The following is a 17134-nucleotide window of genomic DNA, read 5'->3' on the forward strand; positions in this document are numbered from 1 at the left end:
CACCGCCGTCGACGGAGGCGCCGCGAGGCCGGCCTTCAGTCCTCGTCGGGCTTGGCGTGGTCCGCCCGGCCCGGGTGCGGGTCCCTGCTGAGGTCGATCAACGGGTGAACGGGCGCCCCCTCCGGCGCCGCGTGACTCCCCCGCCTGGGCTCCTCGGTGCTTTCCTGCTGCTCGGCGTCCACGACGCCCTCCCCTCGTACGTACTGTTACCGCCCTGCTCGGCGAACCACGCTACCTATTCCCCTAACGGGTGAGCCGAATGGATCCGGAAAGCACACCATCGCGTCAAACGTGTGAATGAGTCACGATGACACCGGTCACAGTGATGACCAGAGACACACCGCAAGCACGGGGAGGCTCCATGTCGGCCGAGTTCGAACAACTTGTCGCGGAATTCGAGAAGTTCCAATCCAGCATCCAGAACGTCGACGATCGGTTCGCGAACATCGGCGGTATGCAGGACGAGCTCAGCAGGCTCGAAGCGACGGCCACGTCGCCGGACCGCGCGGTGACGGTGGTGGCGGGCCCCGGTGGCGCCGTGATGGACGTCAAGTTCACCGAGGAGGCCCTGCGCCAGCGGCCGGAGGCCCTGTCCGCCGCGGTGATGTCCACCATCCAGCAGGCGGTGGCCGAATCGGCCCGCAAGCAGGCCGCCATCGTCGAAGAGCACATGGGCGACGACCTCAACCTGGTCGACCAGGTGCTGGAGACCCAGGCCGAACTCTTCGGGACCACGGTCGAGGACCTGAAGGCGCGGATGGACGAGGCCGCGCCCACACCGCCCGCGGTCGAGCAGTCCGACGACTATTCCCAGCGCTCCGTCCTGCGCACCGACGAGCCCGAAGCGCCGCGGCCCGCACCGCCGGCGCCGAGCGGCGGATCCGACGGCGACCGCTTCTTGAAGAACCTGTTCGACGAGGACGATCGCTGATGTCCGACGGCGCGGTCAACGGCGGATACCAGGTCGACCCGGGCGCATTGCGCCGCTATTCCGGCGAACTCGGCAATTACGGGGGCCAGACCGGGAAACTGAAGGAAATGGTCGGCCAGGCCGACGTCGGCAACGAGTCCTGGGGAATCGTCGGGCTGTTCACCAAGGACGGCTACACGCAGACCCTGCGGTCCCTCAAGGACTTGATGGAAGCCATGGCCAAGGGCCTCGAAAGCGCCGGCTCGAAGATGACCCAGGCCGCCGACATCTACCAGGGCGTCGAAGAAGACCACGTGACGACGTTCAACAAGCTGGAAGTGAAGCTCGACGGGCCGAAGTCCGGGGGGAAGCCGTAATGGCCGAGGTCCAGGACGTGACCGCGGGCGTGTCGATGAAGTCCTACAAGGACGACACCGTCATCCCCGGGATCAACACCGAGAACGCGATCAAGAAGACGCCGATCGTCGGCGACGCCGTCCAGCTGGGCAAGGACTCCGTGTCCGCCTACAAGCAGGTCTTCGACGGCAAGACCCAGGCCGACGGCGCCGACATCGCGATGGGCGTCACCACCATCGCGCTGGACGCCAAGACGCTGATCCAGTCCGGTTCGCAGACCATCGTCGACATCGCGACGGATCCGCTGGGCTGGCTGATCGGGCAGGGGCTGAGCTTCCTCATCAACGTCGTCCAGCCGGTGCAGGACGCCATCCACTTCGTCAGCGGGGACGGCCCGGCGCTGAGCAAGGCGGCGGAGAACTTCGGCGCGCTGGCCAAGGCGCTGCAGGACATGTCGGTCAACTTCGACCAGGTCGCGGACGAGCGCCTCGCGGGCTGGGCGGGCGACGCCGGGACCGCGGCGAAGAAGGGACTCGCCGAGTTTTCCAGCGGTATCAACGGTGTCGCGGCGAAAGCCGGGGACATGGCGCAGATGCTGCAAGTGAACAGCATGGTGATGACGTTCATCGAGGAGCTGATCAAGGCGATCCTCACCGAGGTCATCAGCTGGCTGATCACGTTGTGGGTGCCCGCGATCGCCGCGGCCGTCCCCACTTTCGGCGCCTCCACCGCCGCCGCCGGTGCCGCGACGCCACCGAAGCTCGCGGCCACCGCGACGAAGACGACCGGGTTCGTCAACCGGCTCCGGAAGATCCTGTCCGACGTGCTGGCGTGGCTGCGCAAGATGCAGGCCAAACTCGCCGACAGCAAGATGGGCAAGTTCCTGACCGACGGCAACCGGGCCACCGACCGGTTCGCCGACCGGATGAAGAACACCAAGTCCGGCAAGGGTTACGTCGACGCGCTGATGGGTGAGAAGGGCATGCTGGGCAAGCGGCTCGACACCCCTCGTCCGGTGTTCAACGCGACGAAGGACGCCGTGGACGTCGACGCGACCCTGCGCGGCGAGATGCTCAGGGACGTGGGCAAAGCGGCGAAGGACGGCGTCGTCAAGGGCCTGACCGGTTCCACGACCGGGGACTGGCAGGACAAGCGCGGCCGGGCGATCCTCGACGCCGGCGGCAAGGTGATCGGCTACGCCAAGGACGGCAAGAAGGCCGCGGACCACGGCGATCGCGGCCAGGAACAGTCCGATCAAGAGACCAAGAACGACCTGGATTTCTGAACGACTGGGAAAGGTGTTCGGGATGGTGTCGGCGCTCGATGCCGATTCGCCGATCGCGACGGCGGCCGGCGCGATCCTCATGCTCGTGGTCGGCGTCGGGCTCCTCGCCGTCGTGCTGATCGTCGCGTCCAAGGTGAGCGGACGGCGGGAGCGGCGGCAGTGGATGGCGGGCTTCGCCGCGGAGGTGTCCGGCACGTTCCACGGCGAGCACAGCGAGACGTCACCGGGTTTCGGGGTGGACCCCGTGAGCCTGGAACGGCCGCTCGCGGAGGCGGCGATCGTCCGCTGTGTCGAGTTCAGGTACCGCGATCACGACTTCGTCGGTGTCGACTACCTGGACGACCGGCACCAGCCGGGCGGGGACACCACGCAACGGGCCTTCCATTCGGTCCAGCTACGGGTGTCCGAGGCGGCCCCGCTGTTCGTGTCCGCCGACGGCGCGTTCCCGACCCGGGTCATGCGGGAGTTCGAGCAGGTGAAGACGTTCGACCGGGACTTCGACGGGGCGGTGAAGGTCCGCGCGGCCGACCGCGAACGGGCCGCGGAGCTGCTCACCCAGGACGTGCGTGACTGGCTGCGCGCGGAACCGCGTCTCGCCCAGTGGCCCGTGTACCGCGAGCGGGGGATCCTCCGGACCGGCGGGCGACGGCCGCTGACCCGGGAGACACTGCTCGCGGAGGCCGATTTCCTGATCGACGTCGCCGGCCGGCTGCCCGCCGATCGCGTTTAGCGGGCTGAACGCGATCCGGGGTCGCGGGAACCGAGGGCGGCGTCACGGAGTCCAAGGCGCCGATCACGACGAAGGAGGAGTGACCGAATGGGCGGCGGACACGAGGTGGTGATCGAGGCGCTGCGCACCTACTCGGGCAAGCTCGGGCAGGACGTGCAGATCCCGAACGAGGTCGGACGGCTGGTGCAGCAGTCCGACGTCGGCGACGAATCCTGGGGGGTGGTCGGTCTGTTCGTGAAGAACGAATACACGGAAATGCTCACCGACCTGCAGGATCTGGTGATCGAAATGGGAGCAGGGCTGACCGCGGCTTCGGAGAAGCTCGGCAACGCGGCCACGATCTACGAGCAGAACGAACACGACAACGTCAAGGCCCTCAACGACATCCTGAAGCTGCTGGAGCTGCCCGCGCAGTCGCGGATACCGCAGATGGGGCCTGCCAAGTAGCGAGGGGGACTGATCGTGGCCGATCAGAAGATCACCGGCGAGCACACCAAGATCGAGATCAACGACTACAACCCGGACACCATCCGCACGGACAAGATGCTGACGTCGCTGCCCGGGCCGATCGGCACCGGCTTCAGCACCTTCGACACGGTCAAGAAGGCGACCGCCGACGGGTTCCAGGCGAGCGACATCGGGACCATCGCGGCCAGCGGCGCGGGGTTCGTCAGCTCGTGCATGGGCGTGGCGGACATCGCCAGCGACCCGATCGGCTGGCTGGTGGGCCAGGGACTCAGCTTCCTGATGAACGTGTGCCAGCCGATCCAGGACGCCATCCACGTGGTGAGCGGGGACGGCCCGGCGCTGTCGAACGCGGCGGGCAACTTCAACAACATCGGCGTCTATCTGCAGAACTACAGCAAGAAGTTCGTCGAGGACGCGAAGTCGTCGCTGTCCCAGTGGTCCGGTGACGCGGCGAACGCGGCGGGCGACAAGCTGGCGAAGTTCGGGCAGGGCATCGACGGCATCGCCGCGCAGGCCGGGGACATCGCCCAGCTGCTGCAGATCTCCAGCATGGTGATGACGGTGATCGAGGAGTTCATCAAGGCGATCCTCACCGAGTTCATCACCTGGCTGATCATGATCTGGATCCCGGCGCTGGCCGCGGCCGTCCCGACCTGTGGCGGCTCGACGGCGACGGCCGGTGGGCTGACGGCCACCCGCGCGGTCTCCACGACGTCGAAGGTGCAGAAGTTCCTGAACAAGCTCCGCCAGCTGCTCGACAAGATCAAGCAGTTCCTGGGCAAGCTCAAGGAGTTCTTCGGCAAGTGGAAGGGCAACTACAAGGAGCTGATGGCCCACAACAAGGCCACCGGGCAGCTGGCGGCCGGACCGGGCGCGTCCGCGTGGGGCAAGTTCGCCTCGAAGGACGGCGCCATGGGCGGCAGGCTCGCGGACGGTTTCGGCGAGCGGATGACGTCGGCCACGAAGAAGGCCGCGCTGAACACCGTCGGGCTCGGCAAGGCCACGAATCCGGACGGCAGCTGGAAGACACCGGAGACGGGCCGCGAAAAGAGCGAGGTCGCGGCGGGTGTCGCCGGGAAGGTCGGCACGTACAGCTCCGGCGGGATCAAGGCGGGCCAGTACGGTTCCGTGGGTGACGACGAGCAGACGCCCGAAGAGGCTTCCGACAATCTGGACTTCTGAGCCGTGACCGAGTGGATCATCGCCATCGTCGCGGTGGCGTTGCCGGTCGTCCTCGCCATCTGGTGGATCCTCGCCGGGGCGGCGAAGAAACGCGGCCTGGCCACGCTGGCCAAGGAACGGGGCTGGGACTTCTTCAGCGGTGCCCGGCTCGGGCACGGCGCTTCGGGCGGGCGGCACGAGCAGCCCGCCCGGGGCCGCGCACCCGCCCCGCTACGGCGAGTCGGCGAGTCGATCGACCAGGCGGTGGTGGGCACGCACCGGGGGAAGCCCTTCGGGGTCTACCGGTACCACCAGCCGGGCTCCGGGTTCCGCCAGGACGGCACCCACGAATCCGGTTCGCTGCGGACGGTCGTGCACGTCGAGGTGGGCGCGGAAATGCCGGACTGCACGCTGTTGATCAGCGGGTCCGAAGTGGACTGCTCGAATCCCGGGTTCGTCCCGCGGCCCGAGGTCCGGGACTGGCTGACGGGGAACGCGGGCCGCTGCCGCGAGTTCCACACGTCCGGCCGGACGGTGGCGGTGGTCCCGAAGTCGTTGCCGAGCGGGAAGCAGCTTCTGCGCATCCTGGACTACCTGGCCGACGTCGCCGACCAGGCCCCGCTCGATCGCGTTTAGCGGGTTAAACGCGATCCGGGAGTTCCAGGGACTTCGCGAAGTAGTGGTGCGCGAAGGGGTCTTCGTTGAAGGGCTCGACAGTCTCGTAGCCGAGGCGCGCGTACAGGGCCCTCGCCTCGACGAGGTCGTCACGGGTGTCGAGGCGGATCAACGTCGCCCCGAGGCCGCGGGCGACGTCCTCGGCGGCGGCCACGAGCAGCGCCGCGCCGCCCTTCCCGCGCTCGGACTTCCGCAGGAAGACGCGGGTGAGTTCGGTGATGCCCGGGGTGGGGACCCGCAGCCCGGCGCAGCCGGCGAGCACCCCGTCGCGCCACGCGAGGAGGAAGGCGCCGGTCGGCGGGGCCAGGTCGCGGCTGTGGTGCTTCTCGATCGCGGCGTCGAGCTCCTCGTCGGTGACCTGGCGCTCGTAGAAGCGGGAAGCGATCTCGTCCAGGTACTCCCTCAGCAGCCGGGCGGCGTCCGGGTGATCGACGGGGGTGACTTCGAAGCTCCAGGTCATGATCCCATTCTGCCCACCCTCGCCACCCGTTTTCCCGACCACCGGATCGCGTTTAGGGGGCGAAACGCAGGTCCGCCGCCCGCCCGCCGGATCGCGGTTAGCCCGCGAAAGTCGACACGAGGCCCGGGATCGCGTTTAGCCCGCTAAACGCGACGCGCGGTCAGGAGGAGGCCCCCAGATCGCGATTAGGGGGCTAAACGCAAGTCCGGGGTCAGGAGGGGACGAGGCGGCCGGCGCAGGTCGCGACCTCCCCGGGGGCGGACTTCTGCGACGTGACGACGGTGCCGCCCACGGCCACCCGGCATTCGACGGCGCCCTCGCCCTGCCCCATCACCTGGACGGTCGGCGGGCTGCCGGTGTTCTTCCACGTGAGCTCCTTGCGCCACGGCAGCGTCACCTGCAGCTCCTGGTGCACGAGCCCCAGCCCGTTCGAGTCGTAGACCACGGTCGCGGTCCCCGTCCCGGCGAGCTCGTAGGCGATCTGCCAGTCGTTCGAAACCGGCTGCGGCTGCGCCTGGCTCAGCGTCCGCGTGATCGTGCGGTCCGGCCCCCTCGACGGTGCGGCCTCGGTCGGCTCGCCGACGACGGCCACGCCCTCCGCCGCCGGTTCCTCACCGCCGTTGAGCACCACCACGCAGGTCGCGAGCGCCGCCACCACGATGCCCGCGATGGCGATGCGCCCGATCAGTTGTCTGTCGGCCATCGGTTCTCCTTTCCTGAAGCACCGGAAGCACCGGAAACGGCGGCGCGGCCCCGGGACCAAGCCGGTGCCGCGCCGCCACGAGCATCAGGACGGCAGCAACCGGCCGGGCACGCCGTTGAGGGACTGGACGAGACCGAGCACCGGGACACCGAGCGGCGCGAACGTCCAGATGTTGTTGAGGTCGCTCGTGTCGGGTTCGTCGACGACCACGACATCGTTCGGGGCGGCTTCCGCGGCGAGCGCCGGGGCGGCCGAGCCGAGCACGACGAGACCGGCGAGCGCCGCGCCGGTGACCGCGCGGACGAGGGTCTTCTTCATGGGATTCTCCCTTACTGGTAACGGTTTTACGAAATGGGCGTGATGATCCCGTAGATCGGGACGAGGAGGTCGGTGGGCACGGGGACGGTCGGACCGAGCAGGCTGCCGAGGTCGACGCCCGGGATCAGCCAGACCGCGGGGTTGCCGCCGCCGGTGGGCAGACCCGGCAGCGGGTCGGCCGAGGCGACGCCGCCGGCGAGTCCGGACAGCGCGCCCGCGACGGCGAGCGGCAGCAGCACACGGGCCGCGATTCGCTTCATCTCTTCTCCCTTTTTCCTTACCGCTGCTGGAATCGAGCGGAATCCTTCACCGCAGTACCGAGCTGACCGGCACGATCGTGCCGTCGGGGATCCATTGCCCCGCGTAGTTCCGGTCGGCGATCATCCCGACGGCGTGCGGTTCGCCCGGGTACATCGGCATGGCGTTGACCTGGGCCGCGGCGAAGATCTGGACGTCGCCGTTCATCGACCGCCACTGGTCCCCCAGCCAGTTCCGGAATCCGCCGAGCGTGGGGCTTTCGCCGCCGAAGGCGTTGCCCGCGGCGACCGCGAAACTCACCGCGACCTGCTCGCGCGGGTCGAACCTCAGCGGCACCGAGGAACTGGCGACGGAGTTGACGATCGGGCCGTTGAGCAGCCAGGGCGCCAGGTACAGGCCGTACTGGTGGGTCGGTTTGAGCCGCTGGGACTCGGCCGCGCGGGTCATCGCCGTGTAGCCGCCCGCCCAGCCGGACACCACGACCAGTGCGGTGTTCGGGCCCGCTTCGGCCTGCACGGGAAGCCCGGAGCGCGCGGCGGTCTCCCGGACGAGTTTCGCGGCCGCGACACTGCGCGGTGAGTCATCCTCGACGAGGGTGAGCGCGGAAGGCTTGCGGCCGGCGAGGAACTCCACGAGCTTGACGAGAGAACCGCTGTCCTCACTCGAAAGCGCGTCGGCCGGGCACGACGTGAGGACTTCGCGGCGGTCGGCGATCAGACCGCCCAGTGCGGCCGAGGCGCATTCGGGTGCGTCCATGTCCGCGATGGCGAGCCCCTGCTCGTCACCCGCGTCGACCTCGATCGTCGTCTTCTCCTCGCCGCGGCCGATGATCAGGTCGCTGCGGCCCTTCGGCAGGTCGACCTCGGCCCAGGTGCCTTCGGCTCCGGGACGCACGATGGCCTTGCCGATCAGGCCGCCTTCGATCCCGGCGGAAAGTTCGTCGCCCGCGCTCGCGGGAAAGTGGACAAGGTTCTTGCCGGGCCGCTGCGGACTCACCAGCACCGGGAACCTCTGGTCACCGATGGCAGCGTCAGCAAGGAGGGCGACGCCGGGGATCGGTGGTTCGGGTGGTTTGGGAATGGCCGCGAGTGCGCTCCAGGCGACGAAACCGACGGTCACGGCGGCCGCGCCGAGCCGGTAAGCGCGCGTGGAATCCTTGCCGGAGAAAGAGAATCCGGCGACGACGGTGGCGAGTACGGGCAGCACGGCGATCACCAGCAACGTGACGCCGAAGAGCGTGCCGTAGATCCTGCGGTCGAAACCGAGGCCGGAAGAGAACAGCTGGACCGCGCCCGCGACGACCAGAAGTCCGCCCAGGGTCAGGGAAAGCGGGCCGAGCCGGAAGTTCGTCTGGCGCCACTGCTCGGCGGGCACCCAGCCGGAAAGAACGGTGACGCCGAACCACAAAGCCGCGGCCGCGACGTAGACGGTGTCGATGGCGAACTCGACACCCGTCCGCCCGAGCGAGGTTTCGAGCACCACGAGAGCGGCGAGCGCGAGGGACGCCCAGCGACCGGCGGACGGCCAGCGGATGAGGACGGGAATGACCAGCGCGAGCACGAGATGCACGATCAGCGCGATGACGTTGACGTCGGTCGCGAAGGCGGAAACCGCGGCGAGCGCGGCGGAAACCCCGCCGAGGGCGGCGATGGTGAGACGCAGGCGCTTGGGCAGTTCGCCCACCAGCGGGCGAAGGATTCCCGTGCCGGCGAGGAAAGCGGTCGCCAGCAGAAGGCCGAGCCGAAGCAGGACCAGGGTGATGTCGATTCCGGCGGAACCAGAGCTCGCCGGTATGACGTGGTGATCCATGGGGCCCCTTTTCCGGAGCAGGTCGGCGGGGCCGTGGGCGGCGGAGTTTGCCCGCCACCCACGGCCTTCCGCGCCGAGCAGGGTTACTTGAGATCCGCGTCAGCCACGACGAACAGTTCGGAGTGCGGCTTGGCGTTGCCGAAAGAGCCGTGTGGCCACGTCTTCCGGTTGAAGTTGATCCCGACCTGTCCGGTGAACTCGTCCCGGAAGTTCTGGTCGACCGCGATCTTCCCGTCCTCGCCCAGGTTCAGCAGGTTGACCTTGTGGTCACCGTCCAAACCGGACCGTGCGACGAAGTAGTTCGACACCGCGAGATGCTGCGGCTTGTCGGTTTCGCGGTAGTAGCCGTCACTGCCGAGCACGAAGTTGTCGTACGCGCCCCAGTGCGGGCCGCCGCCCGGGGTACCCGGGTTGATCGGTGCCGCGCCGACGACGGTCGGCAGGTCGCCGCCACCGCCCTGCTGGGACTTCTCCTTCGTGTCGATCCGGCCGTTGATGTTCTCGACCTTGTCGCCCGCGGCGAGCAGCTTCTGGATGTCGAGGATGTACACGCCACCGGTGGTGCCGGGGTCGTCCGGGCCGAGCGCGCCCTTGGACCGTCCGGTGATCGCGCGGTAGAGGTACTTGTCGTCGGGACTGGTCTGGATCCAGCCACCGTTCGAGCCGCCACCGTTGGAGTCGTTGTTCGGGTGGATCGCCTTGTTCGCGGCGCCGTCGTCGAACACCTGGATCCAGTGCGGCTCCTTGGCGGTGATGTCCGGCGTGTAGAACACCGCGCCGCCCTGCATGGTCTGGGCGAACGCGCCCTTGTGGCCGGGCAGGTTGGTCACCGTGGTCTCCATGACCGCGCGGCTCTCGGCGTGCAGCGGGTCCGCGGGATCGGCGCGCGGGCCGTCCGGCAGGTACGAGACCGCCTTGAGCTTCGGCTTGTTGCGGTCGGAGATGTCCCACGTGCGGACGGTCGGCCGCCGCAGGTACGGCGACGGCTGCTTCACCGGGTCGAGGATGATGTTGCGCGGCTCGGCGTAGTCACTGGTGACCAGGGTGTTGAGGTCCTCGCGCGCCTGGATGCCGTGCGGGTTGGCGCAGGTCGGCTTGTCCAGTTGCGGGAGGTTGTCGCAGAGCTTCTTGTTGTCGCCCTGCGGTGTGGCCGCCGGGGACTCGGAAAGGACCTGCGCGTTCTGGTCGAAGCGGACGACCTCGCCGGGGCTGCCGGCGAAACCGTTGCCCACCACGGTGGAACCGTTGGCATAGGTGTGCGGGCCGGGCACGACCGGGCCGCCCATGTACGTGCCGTACGCGGTGCCGTCCTTGAGCACCCAGTACGCGTCGGGCACGGAACCACCGAGGGTCTGGGTCGGCAGGCTGACGCCCTTGAGTTTCAGCTGCGGCAACGCGGAGACGTCGAAGGCGTACGTCGCGGCGGCGAACAACGCGCCAGCGTAGATGGTGTCGCCCTTGTGCCACACATACTGCATATGGTGCGGCTCGTTTTCGACGAGCGGACCGACGGTGGCGGTGTTGACGACCTTGCCGTAGGTCGGCGAACCCTGCGTCGCGTCGATCACGGCGAGGAAGTCCGGACCGGGCAACGCGTTCTTGATCTTGTTGAGGCCGCCGCCGAGCGAGCCCGGCAGGTTCTTGATGTCCTTGACCAGGGTGTCGGCGATGTTCTCGTCACCGGCCCAGACCAGCAGCCACTTCTTGCGCTTGCCGTCGCCGCTCCGGGACGCCGCGACGTCCTTGGACACCAGGTGGTTCTGGACCCAGTACTCCTTGCCGTCGGCCGCCTTCTTCGCGTCCTTGACGACCTGGACGTCGGCGTAGGCACTCGTCGCGGAACCGGTATAGGTCACCGTTCCCACGGCGAGCGCCACCGCCATGGCACCTATCACCACTTTTCGCCACTTGGGCGAGTTGGATAGCATTCTTTCTCCCTGTTTTCGCTACCGAAGCGCCAGACAATCGGCACACCTCTCCCCTGATTCGCGCAGGCGTCACCGGCGCAAGTGAAGGGGAAAGCAATCAGCCGCCGGTTCGCACAGGAAACCGTTGCGGCACAGCGGAAATCGTCAGCGCGCGAAGAGTTTGCGCATCCGTTTCGGATACGCGAATTCAGCAATACGCGACGAGCCCGGAATAGGTCAGGAATCCATACACAGCGCGCTTGCTTGCTGCCGCAAGTCAACGTGCCGGCGCCACACCAAGGCGACTGGGGATTGCATGGGCGAAATACTCGTGTGAAGCCGCCAGAGTGTCAATCTGGTGATCAAAGAATGGGACACGCCACGGCCGGGTGAATTTCCCACGATGCGGATGCGCCATTGGGCCGAATGGGTGGCGGTTTTCCGAGCACTGGGAATTAGACCACTTGGCGGCACTACTGCAGGTCACAACGGACCAGTAACCTGCATACGGCGCCGCTGTCGACGTTATGATTTCGTTACTCAATCCTGGGAACTCTGGTGCGACCAGGTCTCCCGGAGGCGCACGCTCACTCGGCGTTCGCCGCTCCGCGGCCCTCGCCCGACCTGCGCTTCCCCGCCCCAGATCGCGTTTAGGGGGCGAAACGCAGGTCGGCGCCGGATCGCGATTAGGGGGCTAAACGCAGGTCGGTCGCGAGGTCAGGCGGGGCCGCAGAGGGCTTCCCGCTTGAGGGTCGCCAGGGCGTCGTCGATGGGGTGCGAGGTTCCTTCGGCGTCCGGCTTGTGCCAGCGCACGAGGTTCATCGCGGCGGAGAACTGACGCCCGGTGTCGGCGCTGGCCCAGGACATCGTCAAGGCTCCCCACACCGTGCCGTCGTGTCCCCAGAAGGTGCCGTGCCCCGGGATCTCGGTCTTGTACAGGCCGAGCCCGTAGTCGATCAGCCGCCCGTCCTGCGCGATGACCGGGACCAGACGCTGCATCTCCGCCAGCGAGGACAGGCTGACGATCTCGCCGTCGAGCAGCTTGCGATAGAAGCGGTTGAGATCGCCGACGGTCGAGACCAGGCCGGCGCCGGTCATCACCCAGGACATGTTGTAGACGCTGTAGTCGCGCGGCGGATCGATCGCGCCGAACAGCGCTTCGTACATCCGCGAGTGCGGCCCCACGATCGGCGGACCGGCGGGGAAGCCGGTGTTCTCGAGTCCTGCGGTTTCGATGATGGTGCGGGCGATGTGCTGCTCCACCGGAGTGCCGGTCAGGTGCTCCAGGAGTTCGCCCAGGAGCAGGTAGTTCGTGTTGGAGTAGATCCCCGGAGTGCTTCCCGGCTCGCCGGTGGCGGGCGCGCCGACGCCCATCGCGATCAGCTCGTCCGGACGGAACCGCCGGAACCGGTTGTCGTCGAGGCTCCCAGGGGCGAGTTCCTGGAGCGACGGGAACGCGTAGGGCAGGTACTCGGCGAGGCCGCTGGTGTGGTTGAGCAGCATGCGGACCGTGATCCTCCGGCCTCGTTCACCGGGGACCAGATGCGGCAGATAGTCGCCGATCGGCGCGTCGAGCCCGAGCCGACCGGCCTCGACCTGGCGCAGAACCGCCGCCGAGACGAAGGTCTTGGTGACGCTGCCGACGCGCTGCCGCATCCCGGGCTCGACGGGGCGGCCGGTTTCGAGGTCCGCGACTCCGGCGGCGCCGCGCCAGATGCGCTTGCCCACGCGCACCTCGGCGAACGCACCCGGCACCCCCGCCCGATGGACACCGTCCAAAGCGGACCGCAGGTTCTTCGTGGCCATGTTCTCGTCTGTCACAGGAGATTCCATATGGACCATCCTTTCGACCGGCAGCCCCGGGATCGCCCGCCATCCGTCGCGCATCGAGGCCGATACCGCACCGTTCGTCGGCCGCCCTCGCCCCTGCGCCCGGATCACGATTAGGGGGCTAAACGCAAGTGCGCCCGGATCGCGATCAGGGGGCTAAACGCAAGTGCCCCCGGATCACGATTAGGGGGCTAAACGCAGGTCGGGCCGGGCGGAGCGGAGGGCGAGAAGGACCGGGCCGAGAAGGGCGGGACCCCGGAAACGGGAAAGGCCCCCGCCGGGTCGGCGGGGGCCTTTCTCGTGGTTATCGCTTCGGTCAGCGGAAGTCGCGGCCGAAGTCGTAGTCGTCCAGCGGCACCGCGGCGCCCGGCGTGGAGCCGAACACATCCGGGGTGTAGTAGCCGTCGTCGTAGGACGGGATCGCGTAAGCGGCGACCCGCGCCTCCTCGGTCGGCTGCACCTGGATGTTGCGGTACTTGTTGATCCCGGTACCGGCCGGGATCAGCTTACCGATGATCACGTTCTCCTTGAGGCCCACGAGCTTGTCCGAGCGGCCGTTGATGGCCGCGTCGGTCAGGACACGCGTGGTCTCCTGGAACGAGGCCGCCGACAGCCACGAGTCCGTGGTCAGCGAGGCCTTCGTGATCCCCATCAGCACCGGGCGACCCGAGGCGGGCTCGCCGCCTTCGGCGACCGACGCCCGGTTCTTCGCCTCGAACTTGGTCCGCTCGGGCAGCTCGCCCGGGAGGAAGTCCGTGGCACCGGAGTCGATGATCGTCACGCGGCGCAGCATCTGCCGCACGATGACCTCGATGTGCTTGTCGTGGATCGACACACCCTGCGCCCGGTACACCTTCTGGACCTCGTCCACCAGGTGCATCTGCGCCTCGCGCGGCCCCATGACCCGCAGGACCTCGTGCGGGTCCGGCGTGCCTTCGAGCAGCTGCTGGCCGACGGCGACACGGTCACCGTCACCCAGCGGGCCGTTCGGGGTGTTCGCGAGCCGCTGACGCTTGGACAGCTTGTCGAAGACGATCTCTTCGCTGCCGTCGTCCGGGATCAGCGTGATCTTCCAGAACCGCTCGCTCTCCTCGATGCGCACGCGGCCATCGACGTCGGCGATCGGCGCCTTGCCCTTCGGGACCCGGGCCTCGAACAGCTCCTGGACACGGGGCAGACCGGTCGTGATGTCGTCACCGGCGACACCACCCTGGTGGAACGTACGCATCGTCAGCTGCGTACCCGGCTCACCGATCGACTGGGCCGCGACGATACCCACGGCCTCGCCGACGTCGACGAGCTGACCGGTCGCCATGGACCGGCCGTAGCAGGTGGCGCAGATACCGACGGCCGACTCACAGGTCAGCACCGAACGCACCTTGACCTTGGAGATCCCGCTGCCGATGAGCTTGTCGATCGCCGGGTCACCGATGTCGTCACCGGCGTTCAGCACGACGTTGCCCTTGGCGTCGACCGCGTCGGTCGCCAGGTTCCGCGCGTACACGCTGGTCTCGACGTGCTGGTCGCGCAGGACCTTGCCGTCGCCGATGTCCTCACCGATCGGCATGTTGATGCCGCGGGTGGTGCCACAGTCGATCTCGCGGACGATGACGTCCTGCGACACGTCCACCAGACGACGGGTCAGGTAACCCGAGTCGGCGGTACGGAGCGCCGTGTCCGCCAGACCCTTACGGGCACCGTGCGTCGCGATGAAGTACTCAGCCACCGACAGGCCTTCACGGAAGTTGGCCTTGATCGGACGGGGGATGTACTCACCCTTCGGGTTCGACACCAGACCACGCATACCGGCCAGCGACCGGACCTGCGTCATGTTGCCCGCCGCGCCCGACTTCACGATCATCGCGATCGGGTTGTCGTCCGGCAGCGCCGTCTCCATGATCTTGTGGACCTCTTCGGTGGCCTGCGTCCACACCTTGACGAGCTCGTTGTTGCGCTCGGCGTGCGACAGCTGACCACGCTGGTACCGCTTCTCGACCTGGTCGGCCTTGCCTTCGTACTCGTCCAGAATGGCCTTCTTGCCTGCCGGGACGAGCACGTCGGAGATCGCGACCGTGACGCCCGAACGGGTCGCCCAGTAGAAACCGGCGTCCTTCAGGCGGTCCAGGGTCTGCGCGACCTGGGTCATCGAGTAGCGCTCGGCGAGGTCGTTCACGATCGCGGCCTGACGCTTCTTCGGCATCGGCTCGTTGATGAACGGGTAGTCCGCCGGGAGCAGCTCGTTGAACAGCACGCGGCCCAGGGTGGTCTCGGCCAGCCAAGCCTTGCCCGGCTCCCAGCCCTTCTCCGCGAGCGCCGCTTCGTCGGCCTTGGCGGGCTGACGGTCGGTGATGCGGATCTTGATCGGGGCGTGCAGGCTCAGCGCCTTGCGGTCGAACGCCATGATCGCTTCGGCCGGCGAGGAGTACGCGAAGCCCGCGCCGTCGGCCTTCTCGTTCAGGCGGGTCAGGTGGAACAGACCGGTCACCATGTCCAGACGCGGCATGGCGAGCGGGCGGCCCGACGCCGGCGAAAGGATGTTGTTCGCCGACAGCATCAGGATGCGGGCCTCGGCCTGCGCCTCCGCGGACAGCGGGAGGTGCACGGCCATCTGGTCACCGTCGAAGTCCGCGTTGAACGCTTCACAGACCAGCGGGTGCAGCTGGATGGCCTTGCCTTCGACCAGCTGCGGCTCGAAGGCCTGGATACCGAGGCGGTGCAGGGTCGGCGCACGGTTCAGCATCACCGGGTGGCCGGTGATGACCTCTTCGAGCACGTCCCACACCTGCGGCCGCGAGCGCTCCACCATCCGCTTGGCGGACTTGATGTTCTGCGCGTGGTTCAGGTCGACCAGCCGCTTCATGACGAACGGCTTGAACAGCTCGAGCGCCATGTCCTTCGGCAGACCGCACTGGTGCAGCTTCAGCTGCGGACCGACGATGATGACCGAACGGCCGGAGTAGTCGACACGCTTGCCGAGCAGGTTCTGACGGAACCGGCCCTGCTTGCCCTTGAGCAGGTCGGACAGCGACTTCAGCGGGCGGTTACCGGGACCGGTGACCGGGCGGCCGCGGCGGCCGTTGTCGAACAGCGCGTCGACGGCCTCCTGCAGCATCCGCTTCTCGTTGTTGACGATGATCTCGGGCGCGCCGAGGTCGATCAGCCGCTTCAACCGGTTGTTCCGGTTGATGACCCGGCGGTAGAGGTCGTTCAGGTCGGAGGTGGCGAACCGGCCACCGTCGAGCTGGACCATCGGGCGCAGGTCCGGCGGGATCACCGGGACGGCGTCGAGCACCATGCCGCGCGGGTCGTTGCCGGTGGCCTGGAACGCCGCGACGACCTTGAGCCGCTTCAGCGCGCGGAGCTTCTTCTGCCCCTTGCCGTTGCGGATGGTGTCGCGCAGGTTGTCGGCCTCGGCCGCGACGTCGAACTCGGTGGCCAGCTTCTGGATGGCCTCCGCGCCCATGCCGCCGGTGAAGTACTCGCCGTACCGGTCGATGAGCTCGCGGTAGAGCAGCTCGTCGGCGATCAGCTGACGCACGTCGAGCTTGGTGAAGGTCGTCCAGACCTCCTCGAGACGGTCCAGCTCGCGACCGGCGCGGTCACGCAGCTGACGCATCTCGCGCTCGCCGCCTTCCTTGACCTTGCGGCGGACGTCGGACTTGGCGCCCTCCGCCTCCAGCTCGGCCAGGTCGGCTTCCAGCTTCTGCGCCCGTGCCTCGATGTCCGCGTCACGCTTGGTCTCGAGGTTCTTGCGCTCGACGCCGATCTCGTTCTCGAGGGTCGGCAGGTCGTTGTGCCGCAGCTCGGTGTTCACACCGGTGATCACGTAGGCCGCGAAGTAGATGATCTTCTCGAGGTCCTTCGGCGCCAGGTCGAGCAGGTAGCCCAGGCGGGAGGGAACACCCTTGAAGTACCAGATGTGGGTGACGGGAGCGGCCAGCTCGATGTGGCCCATCCGCTCACGGCGCACCTTGGCGCGGGTGACCTCGACGCCACAGCGCTCGCAGATGATGCCCTTGAAGCGGACCCGCTTGTACTTACCGCAGTAGCACTCCCAGTCCCGGGTCGGGCCGAAGATCTTCTCGCAGAAGAGGCCGTCCTTCTCGGGCTTGAGCGTCCGGTAGTTGATGGTCTCCGGCTTCTTCACCTCGCCGAAGGACCACTGACGAATGTCGTCGGCGGTGGCGAGACCGATGCGGAGCTCATCGAAGAAGTTGACGTCCAGCACGTCTTTACATCCCCTTGGGGTTGATGCGACTAGAG

Annotated in this window: 15 protein-coding genes; 7 read left to right on the forward strand and 8 right to left on the reverse strand. The window is 67.8% G+C overall.

Annotation, left to right across the window (positions count from 1 at the left end; translation table 11 throughout):
• Window positions 1–361: 361 nt before the first annotated feature.
• The 7 genes from IE302_RS27260 to IE302_RS27290 all read left to right on the forward strand — a co-directional run bounded on the left by IE302_RS27260 (window position 362) and on the right by IE302_RS27290 (window position 5547).
• A complete protein-coding gene (locus IE302_RS27260) occupies window positions 362–931 on the forward strand; it encodes a YbaB/EbfC family nucleoid-associated protein (RefSeq protein WP_191257273.1) in 570 nt (189 codons plus the stop codon).
• Window positions 931–1287: a WXG100 family type VII secretion target gene (locus IE302_RS27265; protein ID WP_191257274.1), complete on the forward strand. Its 357-nt coding sequence runs from the start codon at window positions 931–933 to the stop codon at window positions 1285–1287. Before IE302_RS27260 ends, IE302_RS27265 begins: the two co-directional genes overlap by 1 nt.
• Entirely contained in the window at window positions 1287–2552 is a 1266-nt protein-coding gene (locus IE302_RS27270; RefSeq protein ID WP_191257275.1) for a WXG100 family type VII secretion target, read from the forward strand. The genes IE302_RS27265 and IE302_RS27270 overlap by 1 nt, the downstream gene beginning before the upstream one ends.
• Window positions 2553–2574: 22 nt before the next feature.
• A complete protein-coding gene (locus IE302_RS27275) occupies window positions 2575–3282 on the forward strand; it encodes a hypothetical protein (RefSeq protein WP_191257276.1) in 708 nt (235 codons plus the stop codon).
• Between the two features lie 87 nt (window positions 3283–3369).
• Window positions 3370–3729, forward strand: a complete 360-nt coding sequence (locus tag IE302_RS27280) for a WXG100 family type VII secretion target (RefSeq protein WP_191257277.1) — start codon at window positions 3370–3372, stop codon at window positions 3727–3729.
• Window positions 3730–3744: 15 nt separating this feature from the next.
• Entirely contained in the window at window positions 3745–4932 is a 1188-nt protein-coding gene (locus IE302_RS27285; protein ID WP_191257278.1) for a hypothetical protein, read from the forward strand.
• Between the two features lie 3 nt (window positions 4933–4935).
• Window positions 4936–5547, forward strand: coding sequence for a hypothetical protein (locus IE302_RS27290; RefSeq protein ID WP_191257279.1), 612 nt, complete (start codon window positions 4936–4938; stop codon window positions 5545–5547).
• Between the two features lie 4 nt (window positions 5548–5551).
• Here IE302_RS27290 and IE302_RS27295 read toward each other — a convergent pair whose 3' ends face one another.
• The 8 genes from IE302_RS27295 to IE302_RS27330 form a co-directional block, all read right to left on the reverse strand.
• The gene (locus IE302_RS27295; protein WP_191257280.1) at window positions 5552–6046 is read right to left on the reverse strand and encodes a GNAT family N-acetyltransferase; all 495 of its coding nucleotides are present in this window, start codon (window positions 6044–6046) and stop codon (window positions 5552–5554) included.
• A 211-nt stretch (window positions 6047–6257) separates the two neighbouring features.
• On the reverse strand, window positions 6258–6749 hold the full coding sequence (locus IE302_RS27300) for a hypothetical protein (RefSeq protein WP_191257281.1): 492 nt from the start codon (window positions 6747–6749) through the stop codon (window positions 6258–6260).
• 84 nt (window positions 6750–6833) lie between these two features.
• Window positions 6834–7067, reverse strand: coding sequence for a hypothetical protein (locus IE302_RS27305; protein ID WP_191257282.1), 234 nt, complete (start codon window positions 7065–7067; stop codon window positions 6834–6836).
• Window positions 7068–7093: 26 nt separating this feature from the next.
• On the reverse strand, window positions 7094–7327 hold the full coding sequence (locus IE302_RS27310) for a hypothetical protein (RefSeq protein WP_191257283.1): 234 nt from the start codon (window positions 7325–7327) through the stop codon (window positions 7094–7096).
• A 46-nt stretch (window positions 7328–7373) separates the two neighbouring features.
• Window positions 7374–9134 carry a hypothetical protein gene (locus IE302_RS27315; protein ID WP_191257284.1) on the reverse strand — a complete coding sequence of 587 codons (1761 nt, stop codon included), beginning with the start codon at window positions 9132–9134 and terminating at the stop codon, window positions 7374–7376.
• Window positions 9135–9217: 83 nt separating this feature from the next.
• Entirely contained in the window at window positions 9218–11017 is a 1800-nt protein-coding gene (locus tag IE302_RS27320; RefSeq protein ID WP_191257285.1) for a hypothetical protein, read from the reverse strand.
• 741 nt (window positions 11018–11758) lie between these two features.
• Window positions 11759–12862, reverse strand: a complete 1104-nt coding sequence (locus IE302_RS27325; RefSeq protein WP_229907954.1) for a serine hydrolase domain-containing protein — start codon at window positions 12860–12862, stop codon at window positions 11759–11761.
• 325 nt (window positions 12863–13187) lie between these two features.
• Window positions 13188–17099, reverse strand: a complete 3912-nt coding sequence (locus tag IE302_RS27330) for a DNA-directed RNA polymerase subunit beta' (protein WP_191257287.1) — start codon at window positions 17097–17099, stop codon at window positions 13188–13190.
• Window positions 17100–17134 lie beyond the last annotated feature (35 nt).

This window comes from Amycolatopsis oliviviridis (genome assembly GCF_014654365.1).
Classification (GTDB): domain Bacteria; phylum Actinomycetota; class Actinomycetes; order Mycobacteriales; family Pseudonocardiaceae; genus Amycolatopsis; species Amycolatopsis oliviviridis.